Origin of the sequence: Sphingomonas canaveralia (genome assembly GCF_047238125.1) — a bacterium.
Classification (GTDB): domain Bacteria; phylum Pseudomonadota; class Alphaproteobacteria; order Sphingomonadales; family Sphingomonadaceae; genus JBDFMH01.
On record NZ_JBDFMH010000001.1, the window covers coordinates 2,980,736 to 2,995,648 of the forward strand.

The window sequence follows — 14,913 nt, forward strand, 5'->3', positions numbered from 1 at the left end:
ATCAGCGGCGGCGGGTATCGCTCGCCTGCATATAGGCCTGGCGGAAGCTGCGCGCGACGCCGCCTTCCGTAAGCGTCTTGTGGCGACGCACCGCAATTTCCCAGCACTGCGCGGCCTTGCCGCGGATCGAGAAGCCGGTGCCGGCGGCTTCCGCCTCGATACCGGGCGGATCGAGCGCGTCGATCGCGGCGGTCGCGGCGGCGGTCGCTCCGGCGCTGACCCCGGCCAAGTGATCGGCCAGATCCTCGAACGACGCGCGCACCGCTTGCGCATCGGACAGAAAACCATCGGTGCGACGCGCGAGCAGCGTTTCCGCCAGCTTGCGCGTCGGGGCCCATTTGAACGGATTATTGTCGACCGCGCCGATCGTGGTGCGATCGAGCCCGCTTTCCTGCTTCAGCCGGGTCCGATCGGCAAGTAGGCCGGCAAGCCCGAGAATGGTCTGGCGATACATCGCGCCCGCACGCTGCATCACCTCGGCCGGATCCTCGCCAGACAAAGCAGATGCATCGATCCCGGCACCTGCGCAGAAGGCCTCGATCAGCGATGCATCGCGCGGCGCGGGGCGCAGCGCAGCGACTGGGTCGCTCCAATCGCGCGGCAGGCTCGGCACGGTCAGCGGCACCATCTGGGCGATGCAGGTGGCGTCGCCGTCGCTGGCCTGTTGCGGCGCGCGATCAACACGGATGGCAAGGCCGCCCAGGGTCAGCACCGTCTCCGGCTCGATCGAGACCGGAACGTCATGGGCCACGCGCTCGCCGCTGCCCAGCAGCACGCCGTTGGTGCTGCAGTCGCGCAGCACCAGCCCGCCCTGCTCGACCGACAGCAGGCAGTGGATCCGCGACAGCGTGCCTTCCGGATCGTCGAGCATCCAGTCGGCCGAAGGATCGCGGCCGATCGAAATCCGGCCATCGGCCAGCAACCGGGCATCGATCTGCTCGGCAGGCGCGTCGCGGTGAAAGAGGCGGCAGATATACATGGTCAGGCGCTCCGCGCAGTGGGGGCGGGGGTGGGGATACGCGCAACCGGCGCCGCCGCGATCCGCGTGGCGGCCAGCGCGCGTGGGCTGCCCGACGGTCGGTCGGCGGCTTCCAGCCGTTCCTGCATCGCAGTCGCGAACAGGTTGAAGCGATCGAACAGCGCGCCGAACTCATCGCGCCGCTGGTGCGAAATCCGGAAATCGAGATCGCCGAGCGCGGCATCGGCCAGCGCGCGGTTCAGCCGGCGCACGGGCCGTGCCAGCAATCGCGCGACCGTGAAGCTGACCCCCGCGACCACCAGCAGCACGATCCCGCCCAGCGCGATCAGCAGCGCGCGGCTGGTGGCGGCCGCGGTCTGCAGTTCGGCCTTGCTGATGCTGACTTCGATCGTGCCGAAGGTGCGATCGGCATAGAGAATCGGGTGGACGAAGCGGAACCCGGCGCGGCCATCGTCCAGCTTGATGTCGGTCACGGTCACCTGGCCGGCGCGGTGGACAACCGCCTCGCCCTGGGGCGCGTGATAGCGCGTGCCGAGCTTGGCCGGATCGCTCGATCCCCGGATGATGCCGTCATTGTCGACCATCGTCATCCAGCGCACCGATGTGTCGCGCGCGGCGGCGGCGATGAACGCCTGGACCGGCAGCCAATCGCGCTCGATGCCGGGCAGCGCCGCATTCTCGACCGAGGGCAGCGCCGCATTGCTGGCGACGAACGAGGCGATCGACGATCCCGATGCCAGCGCCATCCGCTCCATGGCCGCATATTGGCGGTCGAGCACCGCGCCGATGCAGAGGAACAGCGCCACCGCGGTCACGGCGACCATCGCCAGCGTCACCCGCACCGTGATCGGCACATAACGTCCGCGTGCGGCGGCGTCCGCACGCACCGCTTCGAACGCCTTGGTCTCGCGCTCGATCGCGCGGGCAAGGTCATTGCCGTCGGCAAAGCGCCGCTCGGGCCGCTTGGACAGGAGTTTCTCGATGATGAAGCGCAGGCCGCCGGGGCAATCGTCGGCCGATGCGGTGATCGGTTCCGGATTGCCCTGGGTGATCTGCAGCGCCAGCGTCGCGGCGCCGGTGCCGTCGAACGCGGGCTTGCCGGTCACGAGTTCGTAGAGAACCGCGCCGACCGAGAAGAGATCGGATCGGCCGTCGAGCGGGCGGCCGAGCGCCTGTTCGGGGCTCATGTATCGCGGCGTGCCGATCACCTGGCCGATCTGGGTCTTCAGATGATCGCCCTCGCGGGCCTCGACCCGGGCGATCCCGAAATCGAGCAGCTTGATCGATCGCCCATCCTTGGCGAGCATGATGTTGGACGGCTTGATATCGCGGTGGACGACGCCGGAGAGATGCGCGTAGCTCAGCGCCGAAGCCAGCTGCGCGCCGATCGCCAGTACGGTTTCCGCCGACTGCCGGCCCTTTTGCGCGATCACCGTATCCAGCGTGTCGCCATCCAGCAGCTCCATCGCGATATAGGCGAAGCCATCGGCCTGGCCGACGTCATAGATGGTCACGATGGCGGGATGGGCGAGCGCACCGGCAGCCTTGGCTTCGCGCAGGAAGCGATCGGCCGATTCCGCATCGGCGGCGACATCGGCCTTCAGCAGCTTGATCGCCAGCACGCGATCGATGCTCGGATCATAGGCGCGATAGACTTCCGCCATCGCGCCTTCGCCGATCTTGTCGCGCAGCTCATATCGTCCGACCAGCCGCATGGCTCCGCCTCTTCCCGAACGATTCCGGGCCGCAGGCGCAGCCCCAAATCCCATAGTCCGTGGGAGACTAACCGCGCAGCCGTTAAGAGAGCGTTCCAACTATTACAGATTATCCAGACATCTTTACGACTTGGCGCGGACCGTGCGGCGGATCCGTAGCGCCCGTTCCAGATCGCGGCGCACCAGCGGGTTGGCCGGATCGAGCCGTGTGGCCTGGTTGAGCAGGCCGACGGCGCGATCGATCTGGCCGCGGTTCATCTGTTCCAGCGCAGCCGCGCGCAGCCGCTGTGCACCGGCCGGATTGGCGGCCGGGGCAGGTCGGGGGGCAGCAACGACCGGCGCAGGGCGCGGCGCGGCCTTTGCCTCGGCCGGGGTGCGATCGGGCCGGGGGGTGGCGCGCTGGGGTTCGCGCCCGGGGACGCGAATCTTCTGCCCCGTCGTGACCGTGCCCGCGGCCTGCAGGCCGTTGTACCGCGCGAGCGCATAGAACATCATCGGATCCCCGAGATGGCGCTGGGCCAGGCTCGAGAAGCTGTCACCGCTGCGCGCGGTGACCGTGTAGGACTGGCTGCCGAGCAGCGTTTCGGCCGGCGTGTCGATCTGCCGCAGCAGGCTGGCCGCGACCGCATCGCCGGGCTGGCGGGCGACGACCTTGGCCAGCAGCTTGCGCGCCTTTTCGGCCTCGCCCGCGTTCAGCAACGCGATCGCGTCGCCCACCTTCTCGCGGCCTTCCCAGCCGCTGGCGGCGGGCTGGGCTCCAGCGCTTTCGACGCGCCCGCCGCCTTTCGACGATGGGCCGCAGCCGGCCAGCGTGGCGCTGGCGATCAGCAGCGTTGCCGCCATCAGGCGGTTCGGGAGACGGCTCTGGATCATGCGGACAGGCGGCTTTCGATTGCGTCGATCTGACGGTGAACGGGGGGCGCGAGCCGGGCCAGGAATGCTGGATCCTCGGCCAGCGCCAGGAAATCGTCGCCGGCGAGCGGGCGTGCGAAATGATAGCCCTGGAACAGGCCGCAGCCGAGCGCGCGGAGCGCGGCGACCTCGGTCTCGGTCTCCACGCCTTCGGCCAGCACGCGCAGGCCGAGACCATTGCCAAGCGCGATCAGCGCGGCGCAGATCGCGCGGCTATCGGGCCGGGTATCGATGCCGCTCACGAATTCGCGGTCGATCTTCAATTTGTCGAACGGAAGGTTCTTCAGATAGCTGAGGCTGGAATAACCGCTGCCGAAATCGTCGATCGCCAGGCTGATGCCCATCGCGCGAAGCGTGCCGAACAGGTTCAGCGTGCGCGACGCATCGGCCATCGCCGCGGTTTCCGTCAGCTCAAGTTCGATCGCGTTCGCCGGCAGGCCGTGCCGATCCAGCGTGCGCGCGATCTTGGTCGCCAGCTGGTCGTCCAGCAGCTGGCGGGCGGACAGGTTCACCGCCATCTTGAAATCGGCATGGCCGGCATCGCGCCAGCGCCGCGCCTCGCGTGCGGCCGTGTTCAACACCCACAGGCCGTAGCGTTCGCCGAGACCGATCGCTTCCACCACCGGAATGAAGCGCGCGGGCGAGACATTGCCCAGCGTCGGATGCTCCCAGCGCAGCAGCGCCTCCGCCCCCACGATCCGGCCCCGCGCCAGATCGACGACCGGTTGGAAGAACATCGTCAGCTGATCCTCGGCGATCGCCTGCGCCAGATCCTGCTCCAGCACGAAGCGTTCGCGCGCCGCCGCACGCTCCTCGGCGCGGCCAGGTGCCAGGCCGCCGGCGGCATCGCTGCTGCATTCGATCAGCGCGGCCACTGCCTGCGCCAGCAACATGGCCGGTGCCGCGCCGTCCTCTGGCCAGCAGGCGCTGCCCGCGGCGATGGTCGGGGTCAGGATCGTGCCGACATCGTCCAGTTCCTGCGCGGCGACGAACAGGATCGATCGCAGCTGCGCTGCCTGTGAATCGCAATCGCCGTCGCAATCGCCGAACCAGAGCGCGAACGCATCGCGATCGACCTGCGCCAGCAGCACGCCACGCGGCACGGCGCCGGCCAGCCGCTTGGCGAAGCCGATAAGCACACGATTGGCGGCCGCCTGGTCGAAGGCGGCGATGCGATCATGGTCGATCAGCCGGATCACACCCAGCAGGCGCGGCGCGGCGGGATCGCGCGCCACCGATTCGATCGCGGCGAACAGCGGTTCGCGAGTCACCAGCCGGGTCACGGGATGGATTGGCATGGTGCGGTGTCGCACCGCTTCCAGCCGGGCATCGAGCGCGGTGATCAGCCGGTGAAGCCCGCCGCTCGCAGCCCCATCCTCGATCAGGCCGGCAAGGTGGCGCTCCGCACGGCCCACGCGCCAAGCGGCGCTGAGGGCCAGGCCGCAGGCAGCCGCCGCCGGGATCGCGGACAGCGTTCCCGAACCGGCCATCGCCAGCACCGACGCCGCGCCCGCCAGCAGCGCTGCGACGCACATGCGCAGGCTGTCGCGGCCGGGCGGCCCGGGATTGGCAGGAGCGAACGGCATGATTTCGCAGGGTTCCTTGCAGCTGCGCGCTGCTGGCACCCTAGGCGGAAACGGTTAACGGAAGATGGTGACAGGTGAAACCGTCAGGCTAAGCTCAAGCGTGGGCGGCATTCTTGTGGAACAGCTTGTTGACGATCACCGCCACGATGCTGCCGATCACCAGCCCGAACAGACCCGACAGCGCGGCCGCTACGATCCATTCCAGCGCACCACCGATCGCGGGTACCGCATGGCCGGCTGCGGCGCCGGCGTCGTGGATCCAGTCGGGCAGCGGGGTCAGATGGAAATAGTGGAGCTGGTGGACGATGATCTGCCCACCGACCCACAGCATCGCGGCCGTGCCGATCACCGCCAGCGCGCGCATCAGGATCGGCATCGCCTTCACAAGGCCGCGGCCGAACGATGCCATCGCGCCGGTCCGCGTCTTGGCGAGATGCAGGCCGATATCGTCCATCTTCACGATCAGGCCGACGACGCCATAGACGCCCGCAGTGATCACCAGCGCCACGATCGCCAGGACGATCGCCTGATTGAGGATCGGCAGCGTGGCGACCTCGGCCAGCGCGATCGCCATGATTTCGGCCGACAGGATGAAATCGGTGCGGATCGCGCCGGCGATCTTCTTCTTCTCCAGCTCGGCTGGGTCACCGGTCACGTCTTCGTCTGCGCCATGCTTCGCACCGCCCAGCGCCTCGATCACCTTCTCGGCGCCTTCGAAGCAGAGATAGGTGCCGCCCACGATCAGCAGCGCCGGGATCGCCCAGGCCGGTGCGAACGCGCTCAGCAGCAGCGCGGCCGGCAGCAGGAACAGCAGCTTGTTGCGGATCGAACCGACCGCGATCTTCCAGATGATCGGCAATTCGCGCTTGGGCGTGAAGCCGGTCACGTAGCGTGGCGTGACCGCGGCATCATCGACCACAACGCCGATAGCCTTCGATCCGGCCCGGCCGGCAGCGGCGGTCACATCGTCCAGCGAGGCCGCGGCCAGCTTGGCGATCGCCGCCACATCGTCGAGCAACGCAACCAGACCGGATGCCATCGATAACCCCCTGTTCCCTGTCGGATCGGCCACAGGTAGCGCGTGGCCGACGCGATGCAATCAGCTCGAACGGCTGGGATCGGTCATCGGCTCCGCCAGTTCGCTCGGGCCGGCTGCGCGCATCACGGGCAGCGATCCGGTCTGGCGTTCGATCCGGCGATGGACGACGGGCGGCCAGGATCCGCGATGCAGGGCCTTCAGTCGCTCGCTATTGGCGGTGTCGGCCTGGGTCCGGCGCTGATTGTGGCGGACATAATCGAGCCAGGTCGAGACCTTGTAGCGTTCGATCCACAGATCAGGCTCGCCCAGATCGCGCAACAGCGTCCAGCGATGCGCGCCATCGCGGCGGCGGATGCGGCGGCGCTCTGCCATCGCCTCCAGAAAGGTGGGGATGTCGGTCGCCTCCAGCCGATATTCGATCGACACCACGATCGGTCCGCTGCGCGGCTCCACCGGGATCGCCGTCTCAGGCTCCTGCCAGCCGCGCGGATCGAGGTTCAGCGATTCGACCTGCGGCAGCGGCGCGCGCAGGCCCAGCAGGAGCCCGGCCGCCTGGCAGCCGCCGGCGATCACCAGTGCCTCGCCCACGCCGTGGCGCTCGGCCAGCAGCCCGAACAGCCAGGCGCCGACCGCCATGCCCCCGAACGCTGCCATCTGGTACAGCGCCAACCCGCGCGCGACGACCCAGCGCGGCGTCGCCATCTGGATCGTGACATTGAAGGTGGACAGCGCGACCACCCAGCCGGCACCGGCCAGCATCAATGCCGCGATCGTCAGCGGCAGCGCGCGGCTGAGCCCGACCGCGACTGCCCCCGTCGCCAGCGCAAGCGACCCGATGCGCACGATCGCCTCGGTCGGAAGCGCGCGGCGGATGCGCGTGCTGGCGAGCGCGCCCGCCACGGCGCCGATCCCGAACGCACCCAGCAACGCGCCATAGATCAATGGACCGCCCGCCATCAGCCCCCGCGCGACCAGCGGCATCAGCGCCGGAACCGCGCTGGCGGCGAGCCCGAACATGGCGGCACGCAGCATCACGGTGCGCAGGATCGGTGACAGCGCCACATAGCGAACCCCCGCCGCCATCGCGGTGCCCAGCCGTTCGCGCGGCAGCAGCCGGGGCGGGGTCTGCGGTCGCCAGCGCAGCAGCACCACGATCAGCCCGACATAACTGAGCGCATTGGCCAGGAAGGCGGCAGCCGCGCCGGCTGCCGCCACGATCGCGCCGCCGATCGCCGGCCCCACGCTGCGCGCGATGTTGAACCCCATGCTGTTCAGCGCGACCGCGCCCGACAGCGACGCGCGCGGCACCATATCGCCGACCGACGCCTGCCAGGCCGGCCCGTTCAGCGCCGTGCCGCAACCGATCAGGAAGGTGAATCCCAGCAGCAGCCATGGGGTCAGCAGCCCGGCCCAGGCGGTCACTGCCAGCGTGGCGGATACCGCCAGCATGAAGCCCTGCGCCGCCAGCATCACCCGGCGCCGATCGAGATTGTCCGCGATTGCGCCCGCCCAGAGCGAGAAGAACATGATCGGCAGCGTGGTTGAAGCCTGCACCAGCGCCACCAGCTGCGGCGAACTGGCAAGGCTCGTCATCATCCATGACGCGCCGACCGATTGGATCAGCCCGCCGAAGTTGGAAACCAGGCTGGCGATCCAGACCGCGCGGAAAATGGGGATGGAAAGCGGCGCTTGGCCGGGGGCGGGCGCCGGCGTCGTCAATGGATCAGCCGCGCGCCGTCTCGTGATGGCGGATCACCTCGTCGATGATGAAGCGCAGGAACTTCTCGGAGAAATCGGGATCCAGTTTCGCTTTGTCGGCCAGATCGCGCAACCGGGCGATCTGGCGGCTCTCGCGATCGGGATCGGCCGGCGGCAGCCCGGTGTGCGCCTTGTAACGGCCCACCGCCTGCGTCACCTTGAAGCGCTCGGCGAGCATGAAGACGAGCGCGGCATCGATATTGTCGATGCTCTCGCGATAGGCGGTCAGCGTCTCGTCGGTCATGCGTCCTCCCGGTCCGCCGCCTTTTCGGCACTCGCCCCCGTGCTGGCAACCCCCGGCGGCTTGCCTTCGCGGCTGTCCCCGGCCAGAGCGGAACGAGATGACCGCCACGATTCACCCGATCGGCCGCGCCGCCGCCCCCTCGCTGGATCCGATGATGGCGCTGGTTGCCGCCGATATGCACCGCGTGAACGAAGTGATTCTGGCACGGATGCAGAGCCGGGTGCCGCTGATCCCCGAGCTGGCCGGCCACCTGATCGCCGGCGGTGGCAAGCGGATGCGGCCGATGCTGACGCTGGCCTGCGCCAAGCTGCTCGATTATCCGGGCACCCGCCACCACAAGCTGGCTGCCGCGGTCGAGTTCATCCACACCGCAACGCTGCTGCACGACGATGTCGTCGATGGATCGGGCCTGCGCCGCGGCAAGCGCACCGCGAATATTATCTGGGGTAATCCCGCCAGCGTGCTTGTCGGTGATTTCCTGTTCTCACGCTCGTTCGAACTGATGGTCGAGGATGGCAGCCTGCGCGTGCTCAGGATCCTGTCCAACGCCAGTGCTGTAATCGCGGAAGGCGAGGTTGATCAGCTATCCGCCCAGCGCCGGATCGAGACGTCGGAAGAACAATATCTGCACATCATCGGCGCCAAGACGGCCGCGCTGTTCGCCGCCGCCTGCCGGATCGCGGCCGTGGTGTCGGAACGTGACGAGGCGGTCGAGCAGGCGCTGGACAGCTATGGCCGCAACCTCGGCATCGCGTTCCAGCTGGTCGACGATGCGATCGACTATGAATCCGACGGCGCGACTATGGGCAAGGATGCCGGCGACGACTTCCGCGATGGCAAGGTCACGCTGCCGGTGATCCTGGCGCATGCCCGCGGCGATGCCGATCAGCAGCGCTTCTGGCGCGATGCGATGGAAGGCCGCCGCGTGGCCGACGCCGATCTTGCCCAGGCGACGGCGCTGCTGCGCGCGACCGGCGCGCTGGAGGACACGCTGGCGCGTGCCCGCCATTACGGCCAGCGCGCGATCGACTCGCTCGCCGGGCTGGGCGGCGGTCAGGCGAAGGCGGCGCTGGTCGAAGCGGTCGAGTTCGCGATCGCGCGCGCCTATTGATCGCGCACCTGCGGCCGATGCGCCCGGCCTAGCGGCGGCAGAGCACGTCCTTCAGCGCGAAGCCGCGCGTCTTCACCTTCGCCGCGATATCGATGATGTTCGAACTTTGCGACCGTGCCCGCCCCGCATAGGCGGCAGTCGCGTAGCCCGCGACCTTGCAGAAGGCGGTCCCCGCGGCGACGTCGTTCGATCCTGCCGAAACCGCGGTGCCGCTGAGTGTCGGCGTCGCGAAGAAGGCGACATCCTGGCCCTCGGTGCCGCTGCTGGCATCTAGCGTATCGAGATCGACCGCCGTCCCGGTCGATGCGGCCGCGGTCGAGCTGTTGCTGGTCGAACTTGAGCTTGCTGTCTGCGCGGATGCGCCACTGCGCCGTGCCGAGGCGACAGTGGATTTGCGCAACAGCGGCTGATCCGCATTCAACGTCTGGCAGCCGCCGGCGAACCCGCTTTGCGGGCAGACCTGCCACTCGCCGACAACGCGTGCACTCTGCGCCCGCTTCGCGAAGCCCTGCGTGGCCAGGTCGGGCGAATCCGTCGTCAGCGTCACCGATCGCCCGATATAGGCTGGCAGCTCGTAAAAGGTGATGCTGGCGCTGGGGGATTGCGCCTGGCCGGGCGCCATCGGTGCCAGGGCCGCGGCGATGAAAAGGGCGCTGCGCATGATCCGTCTCCTGAAAATCCTGCGCTTTCAATGATCGAGCCGCCGATCGGGTTTCCTTTGCACCGCTGCTGCTCCGCGAACTGTCCCTTGAAGGCACCGGCCTGATAGGGAAAATGCGATGATGCAGGAGCTGCCGATCCATGCCGTGCTGTCCGAGCTGCTTGGGGCATTGCGAGCCGCGCCCAACGCGGTGCTGGTCGCGCCGCCGGGGGCGGGCAAGACCACCGCGGTCGCCCCGGCATTGCTGGCCGAACCCTGGTGCGACGGCCAGATCCTGCTGCTGTCGCCACGGCGGCTAGCCGCGCGCGCGGCGGCGGAACGGATGGCGGCGCTGGCGGGCGAGCCGGTGGGCCGTACGATCGGCTATGCCACCCGGCTCGATGCGAAACAGTCGGCCGCCACGCGTGTGCTGGTGCTGACCGAGGGCATCTTCCGCAACCGCGTCCTGGCCGATCCGGAGCTCGCCGGGATATCGGCGGTGCTGTTCGACGAGGTGCACGAACGCAGCCTGGACAGCGATTTCGGCCTGGCGCTGGCGCGCGATGCGCAGGCGCTGCGGCCCGACCTGCGGCTGGTGGCGATGTCGGCAACGCTGGACGGCGCGCGCTTCGCCCGGTTGCTGGGCGACGCGCCGGTGATCGAGAGTGCGGGCCGCGCCCATCCGCTGGACCTGCGCCACATCGGCCGGGCGAACGAGCAGCGGATCGAAGATGCGATGGCCGCCGCAATCCGGCGCGCGCTGGCGGAGGAGCCGGGGGGGTGCCTGGCTTTCCTGCCGGGGGTGGCGGAGATCGAGCGGACCGTGGAGCGGCTTGATCGCCTGCCAGCGGACGTCGTTCTGCACCGGCTGCACGGCAGCCTCGATCCGGCGGAACAGCGGGCCGCGATCGCGCCGGCGGCGGCGGGCACCCGGAAACTGGTGCTGGCGACATCGATCGCGGAAACCAGCCTGACGCTGGATGGCGTACGGATCGTGGTCGATTCGGGGCTTGCGCGGCGGGCACGCTATGATCGCGCTGCGGGCATCACCCGGCTGGTGACGGAACGCGCCAGCCAGGCTGCCGTCACCCAGCGTGCGGGCCGCGCCGCCCGTCAGGCGCCCGGCGTCGCCTATCGCCTGTGGGAAGAGGCGGCGACCGCCGGATTGCCGCGCTTCGATCCGCCCGAGATATTGGAGGCGGATCTATCCGCGCTGCTGCTCGATTGCGCACTATGGGGCGTGACCGATCCGGCCACGCTCGCCTGGCTCGATCCGCCGCCGGCGGCCGCGGTGGCGGAAGCGCGTTCGCGGCTGATGACGCTCGGCGCGCTCGATGGCGATGGCCGGCCGACCACGCATGGCCGGGCGATCCAGCGGCTGCCGCTGCCGCCGCGGCTGGCGCACATGCTGGTCGCCGCAGGTGCGCGCGGGTTCGCGACGCTGGCCGGCGAGGTCGCGGCGCTGCTGTCGGAACGTGGCTTGGGCGGCAGCGATGCCGATCTGGATACGCGACTGCAGCGCTGGCGGCGCGAGCGCGGGCCGCGTGCGGAGGCGGCGCGTGGCCTCGCCCGGCGATGGGCGGCGATGGTTTCGATCCGTCATCCCGGCGAGCGCCGGGATCCAGAGCCCGGAACGTCACCGCCTGCCGCCCTGGATTCCGGCGTTCGCAGGGATGACGACCAGGGAAGCGTCGCCGCCTGCGTGGCGCTGGCCTTTCCCGATCGTGTCTCGCGCCGGCGCGGCGGGGACGGGGCGGATTGGGTCTCGATCGGCGGACGCGGCTTCCGCCTCGATCCTGCGGCGCCGTTGGCGCGTGCCCAGTGGCTGGCGGTCGCCGAGGCGCAGGGGGCGGCGGCGGGCGCGCGGATCCTGTCTACCGCGGCGATCGAGGAGGCCGACGTGCTGGCGCTGTTCGCCGACCGCGTGGAGACGCGGCGCAGCGTGCGGTTCGATCCCGCCACGCGCGGTGTGCAGGCGGTGCGCGAGCGGCGATTGGGGGCCATCCGCCTGGCATCCGGCCCGGACGATGCCGCCAATCCCGCCGCGATCGCAGCGGCGCTGGTGGAAGGCGTGCGTGCGCACGGGCCGGCCTTGCTGGACTGGCCGGATACAACTCGTGCGCTGCGGGCCCGCGCCGCATTTGCGGCAGCGCACGGTTTCGACACCGCGGACCTCAGTGACGAGGCGCTGCTCGCTCGACTGGAGGATTGGCTGCCCCCACTCGTCGCCGGGCGCCGCCGGCTAGAGCAGATCCCGGCCGATGCGCTACATCAGGCGATCCTGGCGCTGATCGACTGGCCCCAGCAGCGCCTGCTCGACCGCATCGCCCCGACCCATTTCGAATCCGCCGCCGGCAGCCGCCATCCGATCGATTATGAGGGCGATGGCGCGCCTGCGGTCGAACTGCGCCCGCAGACGCTGTTCGGCCGCGCCGATCACCCGATGCTGGCCGATGGCCGGGTGCCGCTGCTGCTGCGGCTCACCTCGCCCGCGGGGCGCCCGATCCAGACGACGCGCGATCTGCCGGGCTTCTGGTCGGGCAGCTGGGCCGCCGTCGCGCGCGAAATGCGCGGCCGTTATCCGCGCCATCCCTGGCCGGACGATCCCGCCGCGGCAGATCCCACGCTGCGCACGAAGAAGGCGGCCGCGCGCGGCAGGGCTTGACGACTCGCGGCCGCGCGCGGCATCGCGCAAGGCCATGAGCCATGCCCGCATCTATCAGCTCGACAAGAGCGCCATGCAATCCGGCCGCGCACGCGCCGGCCGCTGGGTGCTGGAACATGAACCGGCCGAGGCAAAGCGCGCCGATCCGTTGACCGGCTGGGCAGGATCGGGCGACACCAACGGCCAGGTCCGGCTGACCTTCGATACGCTGGATGCCGCGCGCGCCTATGCGGAAAAGGCCGGGCTCACGCCGCGGATCGTGCCTGCCGCGGAACGCGTGCTCAAGATCCAGGCCTACGCCGACAACTTCCGCTAAAGCCGGAGCGCCACCGACGCCGCGTGCGCGGGCAGCCCTTCGGCTTCCGCCAGCGCCACGGCCGCCGGCCCGATCGACCGGATCGCGGCGGCGTCGCAGCCCAGGAAACTGGTGCGCTTCATGAAATCCAGCACCGAAAGCCCGCTGGCGAAACGGGCGCGCCGGCCGGTGGGCAGCACATGGTTCGGCCCGCCGACATAATCGCCGACCGCTTCCGGCGTGTGGCGGCCGAGGAAGATCGAACCGGCATGCCGCACCGCGCGGAACAGCGGATCGGGATCGGCGACGGCCAGCTCGAGATGCTCGGGCGCCAGCCGGTCGATCAGCGGCGGCGTATCCGCCAGATCGGCCACCACGATGATCGCGCCGTTCGCCTGCCAGCTGGTCCGCGCCGTCTCGCCAGTCGCCAGCGTCGCGAGCTGGCGATCGACTTCGGCGGCGACCGCGTCGGCGAAGCCCTGATCGTCCGTGAACAGGATCGACTGGCTGGTCGGATCATGCTCCGCCTGGCTCAGCAGATCGGCGGCGATCCAGGCCGGGTCGTTGGCCGCATCGGCGACCACCACGATCTCCGATGGGCCAGCGACCATGTCGATCCCGACGACACCGTAAAGCTGGCGCTTGGCCTCCGCCACCCAGGCATTGCCCGGGCCGACGATCACGTCGACGGCCGCGATCCGCCCGGTGCCGTGGGCAAGCGCGGCCACCGCCTGGGCGCCGCCGACCCGGAACAGTTGATCGACGCCGGCCAGTTCGGCAGCGGCCAGCACAAGCGGATTGGCCTCGCCACCGGGGGTGGGCGTGACCATCACCAGCCGATCGACGCCGGCGACCTTGGCCGGCAGCGCGTTCATCAGCACCGACGAGGGATAGGCAGCGCGCCCGCCCGGCACGTACAGCCCGGCCGCTTCCACCGCCGACCAGCGCGCGCCGAGGCGGACACCGGCGCGATCGGTTTCGTCGCGGTCGGCGGGGCGCTGCGCGGCATGATAGAGGCGGATGCGATCGGCGGCGAGATCGAGTGCTGCGCGCAGGTCGCGGGGCAGGCCATCGAGCGCTGCGCGGCGTTCGGCGCGGGGCACTTCCCAGCCGGTGGCATCCAGATCATGGCCGTCGAAGCGCCGGGTGAGATCTGCCAGCGCCGCATCGCCTTCGCGCCGCACCCGCGCGATGATCGCAGCGACGGCTTCGCGAACATCCTCGTCCGCCTCCCGGCGGCCATCGACGAGCGCGGCAAAGCCGCTCGCAAACCCGGGATCGACAGTGGCCAGCCGGATGGTCATGCCGCGCGGGTGGCCCCGACCGCGGTGCGGAACGCCTCGACCAGCGGCACGATCTCGGGCCGAGTCTTGAAGGCGGCACGATTGACGATCAGGCGCGCCGAAACCTCGGCGATCACCTCGACTTCGACGAGCCCGTTTTCCTGGAGCGTGCGTCCCGAGGAGACGAGATCGACGATGCGATCGGCGAGGCCGAGCTTCGGTGCGATCTCCATCGCGCCATTCAGCTTCACGCATTCGGCCTGCACGCCGCGCGCTTCGAAATGGCGGCTCGTCAAAGCCGGATATTTGGTGGCGACGCGGACATGGCTCCAACTGCGCGGATCGTCCGCAGCGGCCAGACTGGCGGGCTCGGCCACCGAGACGCGGCAGTGACCTATGTCGAGATCTACCGGGGCATAGAGTTCCGAATAATCGAACTCCATCAGTACGTCCGACCCGACAACGCCCAACTGGGCCGCGCCGTGGGCGACGAAGGTCGCCACGTCGAATGCGCGGACCCGGATCAGGCCGATCTCGGGGCGATTGGTGGCGAAGGCGAGCGCGCGGCTATCCTCGTCCGCAAAGGCAGGCTCGGGCTCGATCCCGACGGCAGCGAGCAGCGGCAGCACCTCGCCCAGGATGCGTCCCTTCGGAATCGCGATGATCAGCTGTCCGGCCATGCGGCG

Annotated in this window: 13 protein-coding genes; 3 read left to right on the forward strand and 10 right to left on the reverse strand. The window is 69.7% G+C overall.

What is annotated here, in order from left to right:
* Position 1: 1 nt before the first annotated feature.
* The 7 genes from ABC347_RS14915 to ABC347_RS14945 all read right to left on the reverse strand — a co-directional run bounded on the left by ABC347_RS14915 (position 2) and on the right by ABC347_RS14945 (position 8,233).
* Complete coding sequence (locus ABC347_RS14915) at positions 2–979, reverse strand: type VI secretion system-associated FHA domain protein (RefSeq protein ID WP_413246496.1); 978 nt, start codon at positions 977–979, stop codon at positions 2–4.
* Positions 980–981: 2 nt separating this feature from the next.
* Positions 982–2,694 carry a protein kinase domain-containing protein gene (locus ABC347_RS14920; protein ID WP_413246497.1) on the reverse strand — a complete coding sequence of 571 codons (1,713 nt, stop codon included), beginning with the start codon at positions 2,692–2,694 and terminating at the stop codon, positions 982–984.
* Positions 2,695–2,817: 123 nt separating this feature from the next.
* Complete coding sequence (locus ABC347_RS14925) at positions 2,818–3,567, reverse strand: LysM peptidoglycan-binding domain-containing protein (protein WP_413246498.1); 750 nt, start codon at positions 3,565–3,567, stop codon at positions 2,818–2,820.
* A complete protein-coding gene (locus ABC347_RS14930; RefSeq protein ID WP_413246499.1) occupies positions 3,564–5,192 on the reverse strand; it encodes a bifunctional diguanylate cyclase/phosphodiesterase in 1,629 nt (542 codons plus the stop codon). Before ABC347_RS14930 ends, ABC347_RS14925 begins: the two co-directional genes overlap by 4 nt.
* 94 nt (positions 5,193–5,286) lie before the next feature.
* Positions 5,287–6,231 (reverse strand): DUF808 domain-containing protein, encoded by a 945-nt coding sequence (locus tag ABC347_RS14935; protein ID WP_413246500.1) that lies wholly within the window; start codon positions 6,229–6,231, stop codon positions 5,287–5,289.
* Between the two features lie 60 nt (positions 6,232–6,291).
* Entirely contained in the window at positions 6,292–7,950 is a 1,659-nt protein-coding gene (locus tag ABC347_RS14940; protein WP_413246501.1) for an MFS transporter, read from the reverse strand.
* Positions 7,951–7,954: 4 nt separating this feature from the next.
* On the reverse strand, positions 7,955–8,233 hold the full coding sequence (locus ABC347_RS14945) for a chorismate mutase (RefSeq protein ID WP_413246502.1): 279 nt from the start codon (positions 8,231–8,233) through the stop codon (positions 7,955–7,957).
* A 97-nt stretch (positions 8,234–8,330) separates the two neighbouring features.
* Between ABC347_RS14945 and ABC347_RS14950 the strand changes: the two genes are divergently transcribed.
* A complete protein-coding gene (locus ABC347_RS14950) occupies positions 8,331–9,344 on the forward strand; it encodes a polyprenyl synthetase family protein (RefSeq protein ID WP_413246503.1) in 1,014 nt (337 codons plus the stop codon).
* 28 nt (positions 9,345–9,372) lie between these two features.
* On the opposite strand, the gene ABC347_RS14955 is transcribed toward ABC347_RS14950, so the two are convergent.
* Positions 9,373–10,005: a beta/gamma crystallin-related protein gene (locus ABC347_RS14955; protein WP_413246504.1), complete on the reverse strand. Its 633-nt coding sequence runs from the start codon at positions 10,003–10,005 to the stop codon at positions 9,373–9,375.
* A 118-nt stretch (positions 10,006–10,123) separates the two neighbouring features.
* Here ABC347_RS14955 and hrpB point away from each other — a divergent pair, with 118 nt between their 5' ends.
* Together hrpB and ABC347_RS14965 are read left to right on the forward strand one after the other, a co-directional pair.
* On the forward strand, positions 10,124–12,649 hold the full coding sequence (gene hrpB, locus ABC347_RS14960) for an ATP-dependent helicase HrpB (protein WP_413246505.1): 2,526 nt from the start codon (positions 10,124–10,126) through the stop codon (positions 12,647–12,649).
* 34 nt (positions 12,650–12,683) lie between these two features.
* Complete coding sequence (locus ABC347_RS14965) at positions 12,684–12,965, forward strand: ETC complex I subunit (RefSeq protein ID WP_413246506.1); 282 nt, start codon at positions 12,684–12,686, stop codon at positions 12,963–12,965.
* Here the strand turns inward: ABC347_RS14965 and hisD are convergent.
* Together hisD and hisG are read right to left on the reverse strand one after the other, a co-directional pair.
* Positions 12,962–14,248, reverse strand: a complete 1,287-nt coding sequence (gene hisD / locus ABC347_RS14970) for a histidinol dehydrogenase (RefSeq protein WP_413246507.1) — start codon at positions 14,246–14,248, stop codon at positions 12,962–12,964. The genes ABC347_RS14965 and hisD overlap by 4 nt on opposite strands.
* A complete protein-coding gene (gene hisG, locus ABC347_RS14975; protein ID WP_413246508.1) occupies positions 14,245–14,907 on the reverse strand; it encodes an ATP phosphoribosyltransferase in 663 nt (220 codons plus the stop codon). The genes hisD and hisG overlap by 4 nt, the downstream gene beginning before the upstream one ends.
* Positions 14,908–14,913: the final 6 nt, after the last annotated feature.

What these genes read in the sequence shown, in the direction of transcription:
- ABC347_RS14915 (WP_413246496.1), bottom strand. Translation starts at nt 979, where the DNA reads ATGTATATCTGCCGCCTCTTTCACCGCGACGCGCCTGCCGAGCAGATC.
- ABC347_RS14920 (WP_413246497.1), bottom strand. Translation starts at nt 2,694, where the DNA reads ATGCGGCTGGTCGGACGATATGAGCTGCGCGACAAGATCGGCGAAGGC.
- ABC347_RS14925 (WP_413246498.1), bottom strand. Translation starts at nt 3,567, where the DNA reads ATGATCCAGAGCCGTCTCCCGAACCGCCTGATGGCGGCAACGCTGCTG.
- ABC347_RS14930 (WP_413246499.1), bottom strand. Translation starts at nt 5,192, where the DNA reads ATGCCGTTCGCTCCTGCCAATCCCGGGCCGCCCGGCCGCGACAGCCTG.
- ABC347_RS14935 (WP_413246500.1), bottom strand. Translation starts at nt 6,231, where the DNA reads ATGGCATCCGGTCTGGTTGCGTTGCTCGACGATGTGGCGGCGATCGCC.
- ABC347_RS14945 (WP_413246502.1), bottom strand. Translation starts at nt 8,233, where the DNA reads ATGACCGACGAGACGCTGACCGCCTATCGCGAGAGCATCGACAATATC.
- ABC347_RS14950 (WP_413246503.1), top strand. Translation starts at nt 8,331, where the DNA reads ATGACCGCCACGATTCACCCGATCGGCCGCGCCGCCGCCCCCTCGCTG.
- ABC347_RS14955 (WP_413246504.1), bottom strand. Translation starts at nt 10,005, where the DNA reads ATGCGCAGCGCCCTTTTCATCGCCGCGGCCCTGGCACCGATGGCGCCC.
- hrpB (WP_413246505.1), top strand. Translation starts at nt 10,124, where the DNA reads ATGATGCAGGAGCTGCCGATCCATGCCGTGCTGTCCGAGCTGCTTGGG.
- ABC347_RS14965 (WP_413246506.1), top strand. Translation starts at nt 12,684, where the DNA reads ATGAGCCATGCCCGCATCTATCAGCTCGACAAGAGCGCCATGCAATCC.
- hisD (WP_413246507.1), bottom strand. Translation starts at nt 14,248, where the DNA reads ATGACCATCCGGCTGGCCACTGTCGATCCCGGGTTTGCGAGCGGCTTT.
- hisG (WP_413246508.1), bottom strand. Translation starts at nt 14,907, where the DNA reads ATGGCCGGACAGCTGATCATCGCGATTCCGAAGGGACGCATCCTGGGC.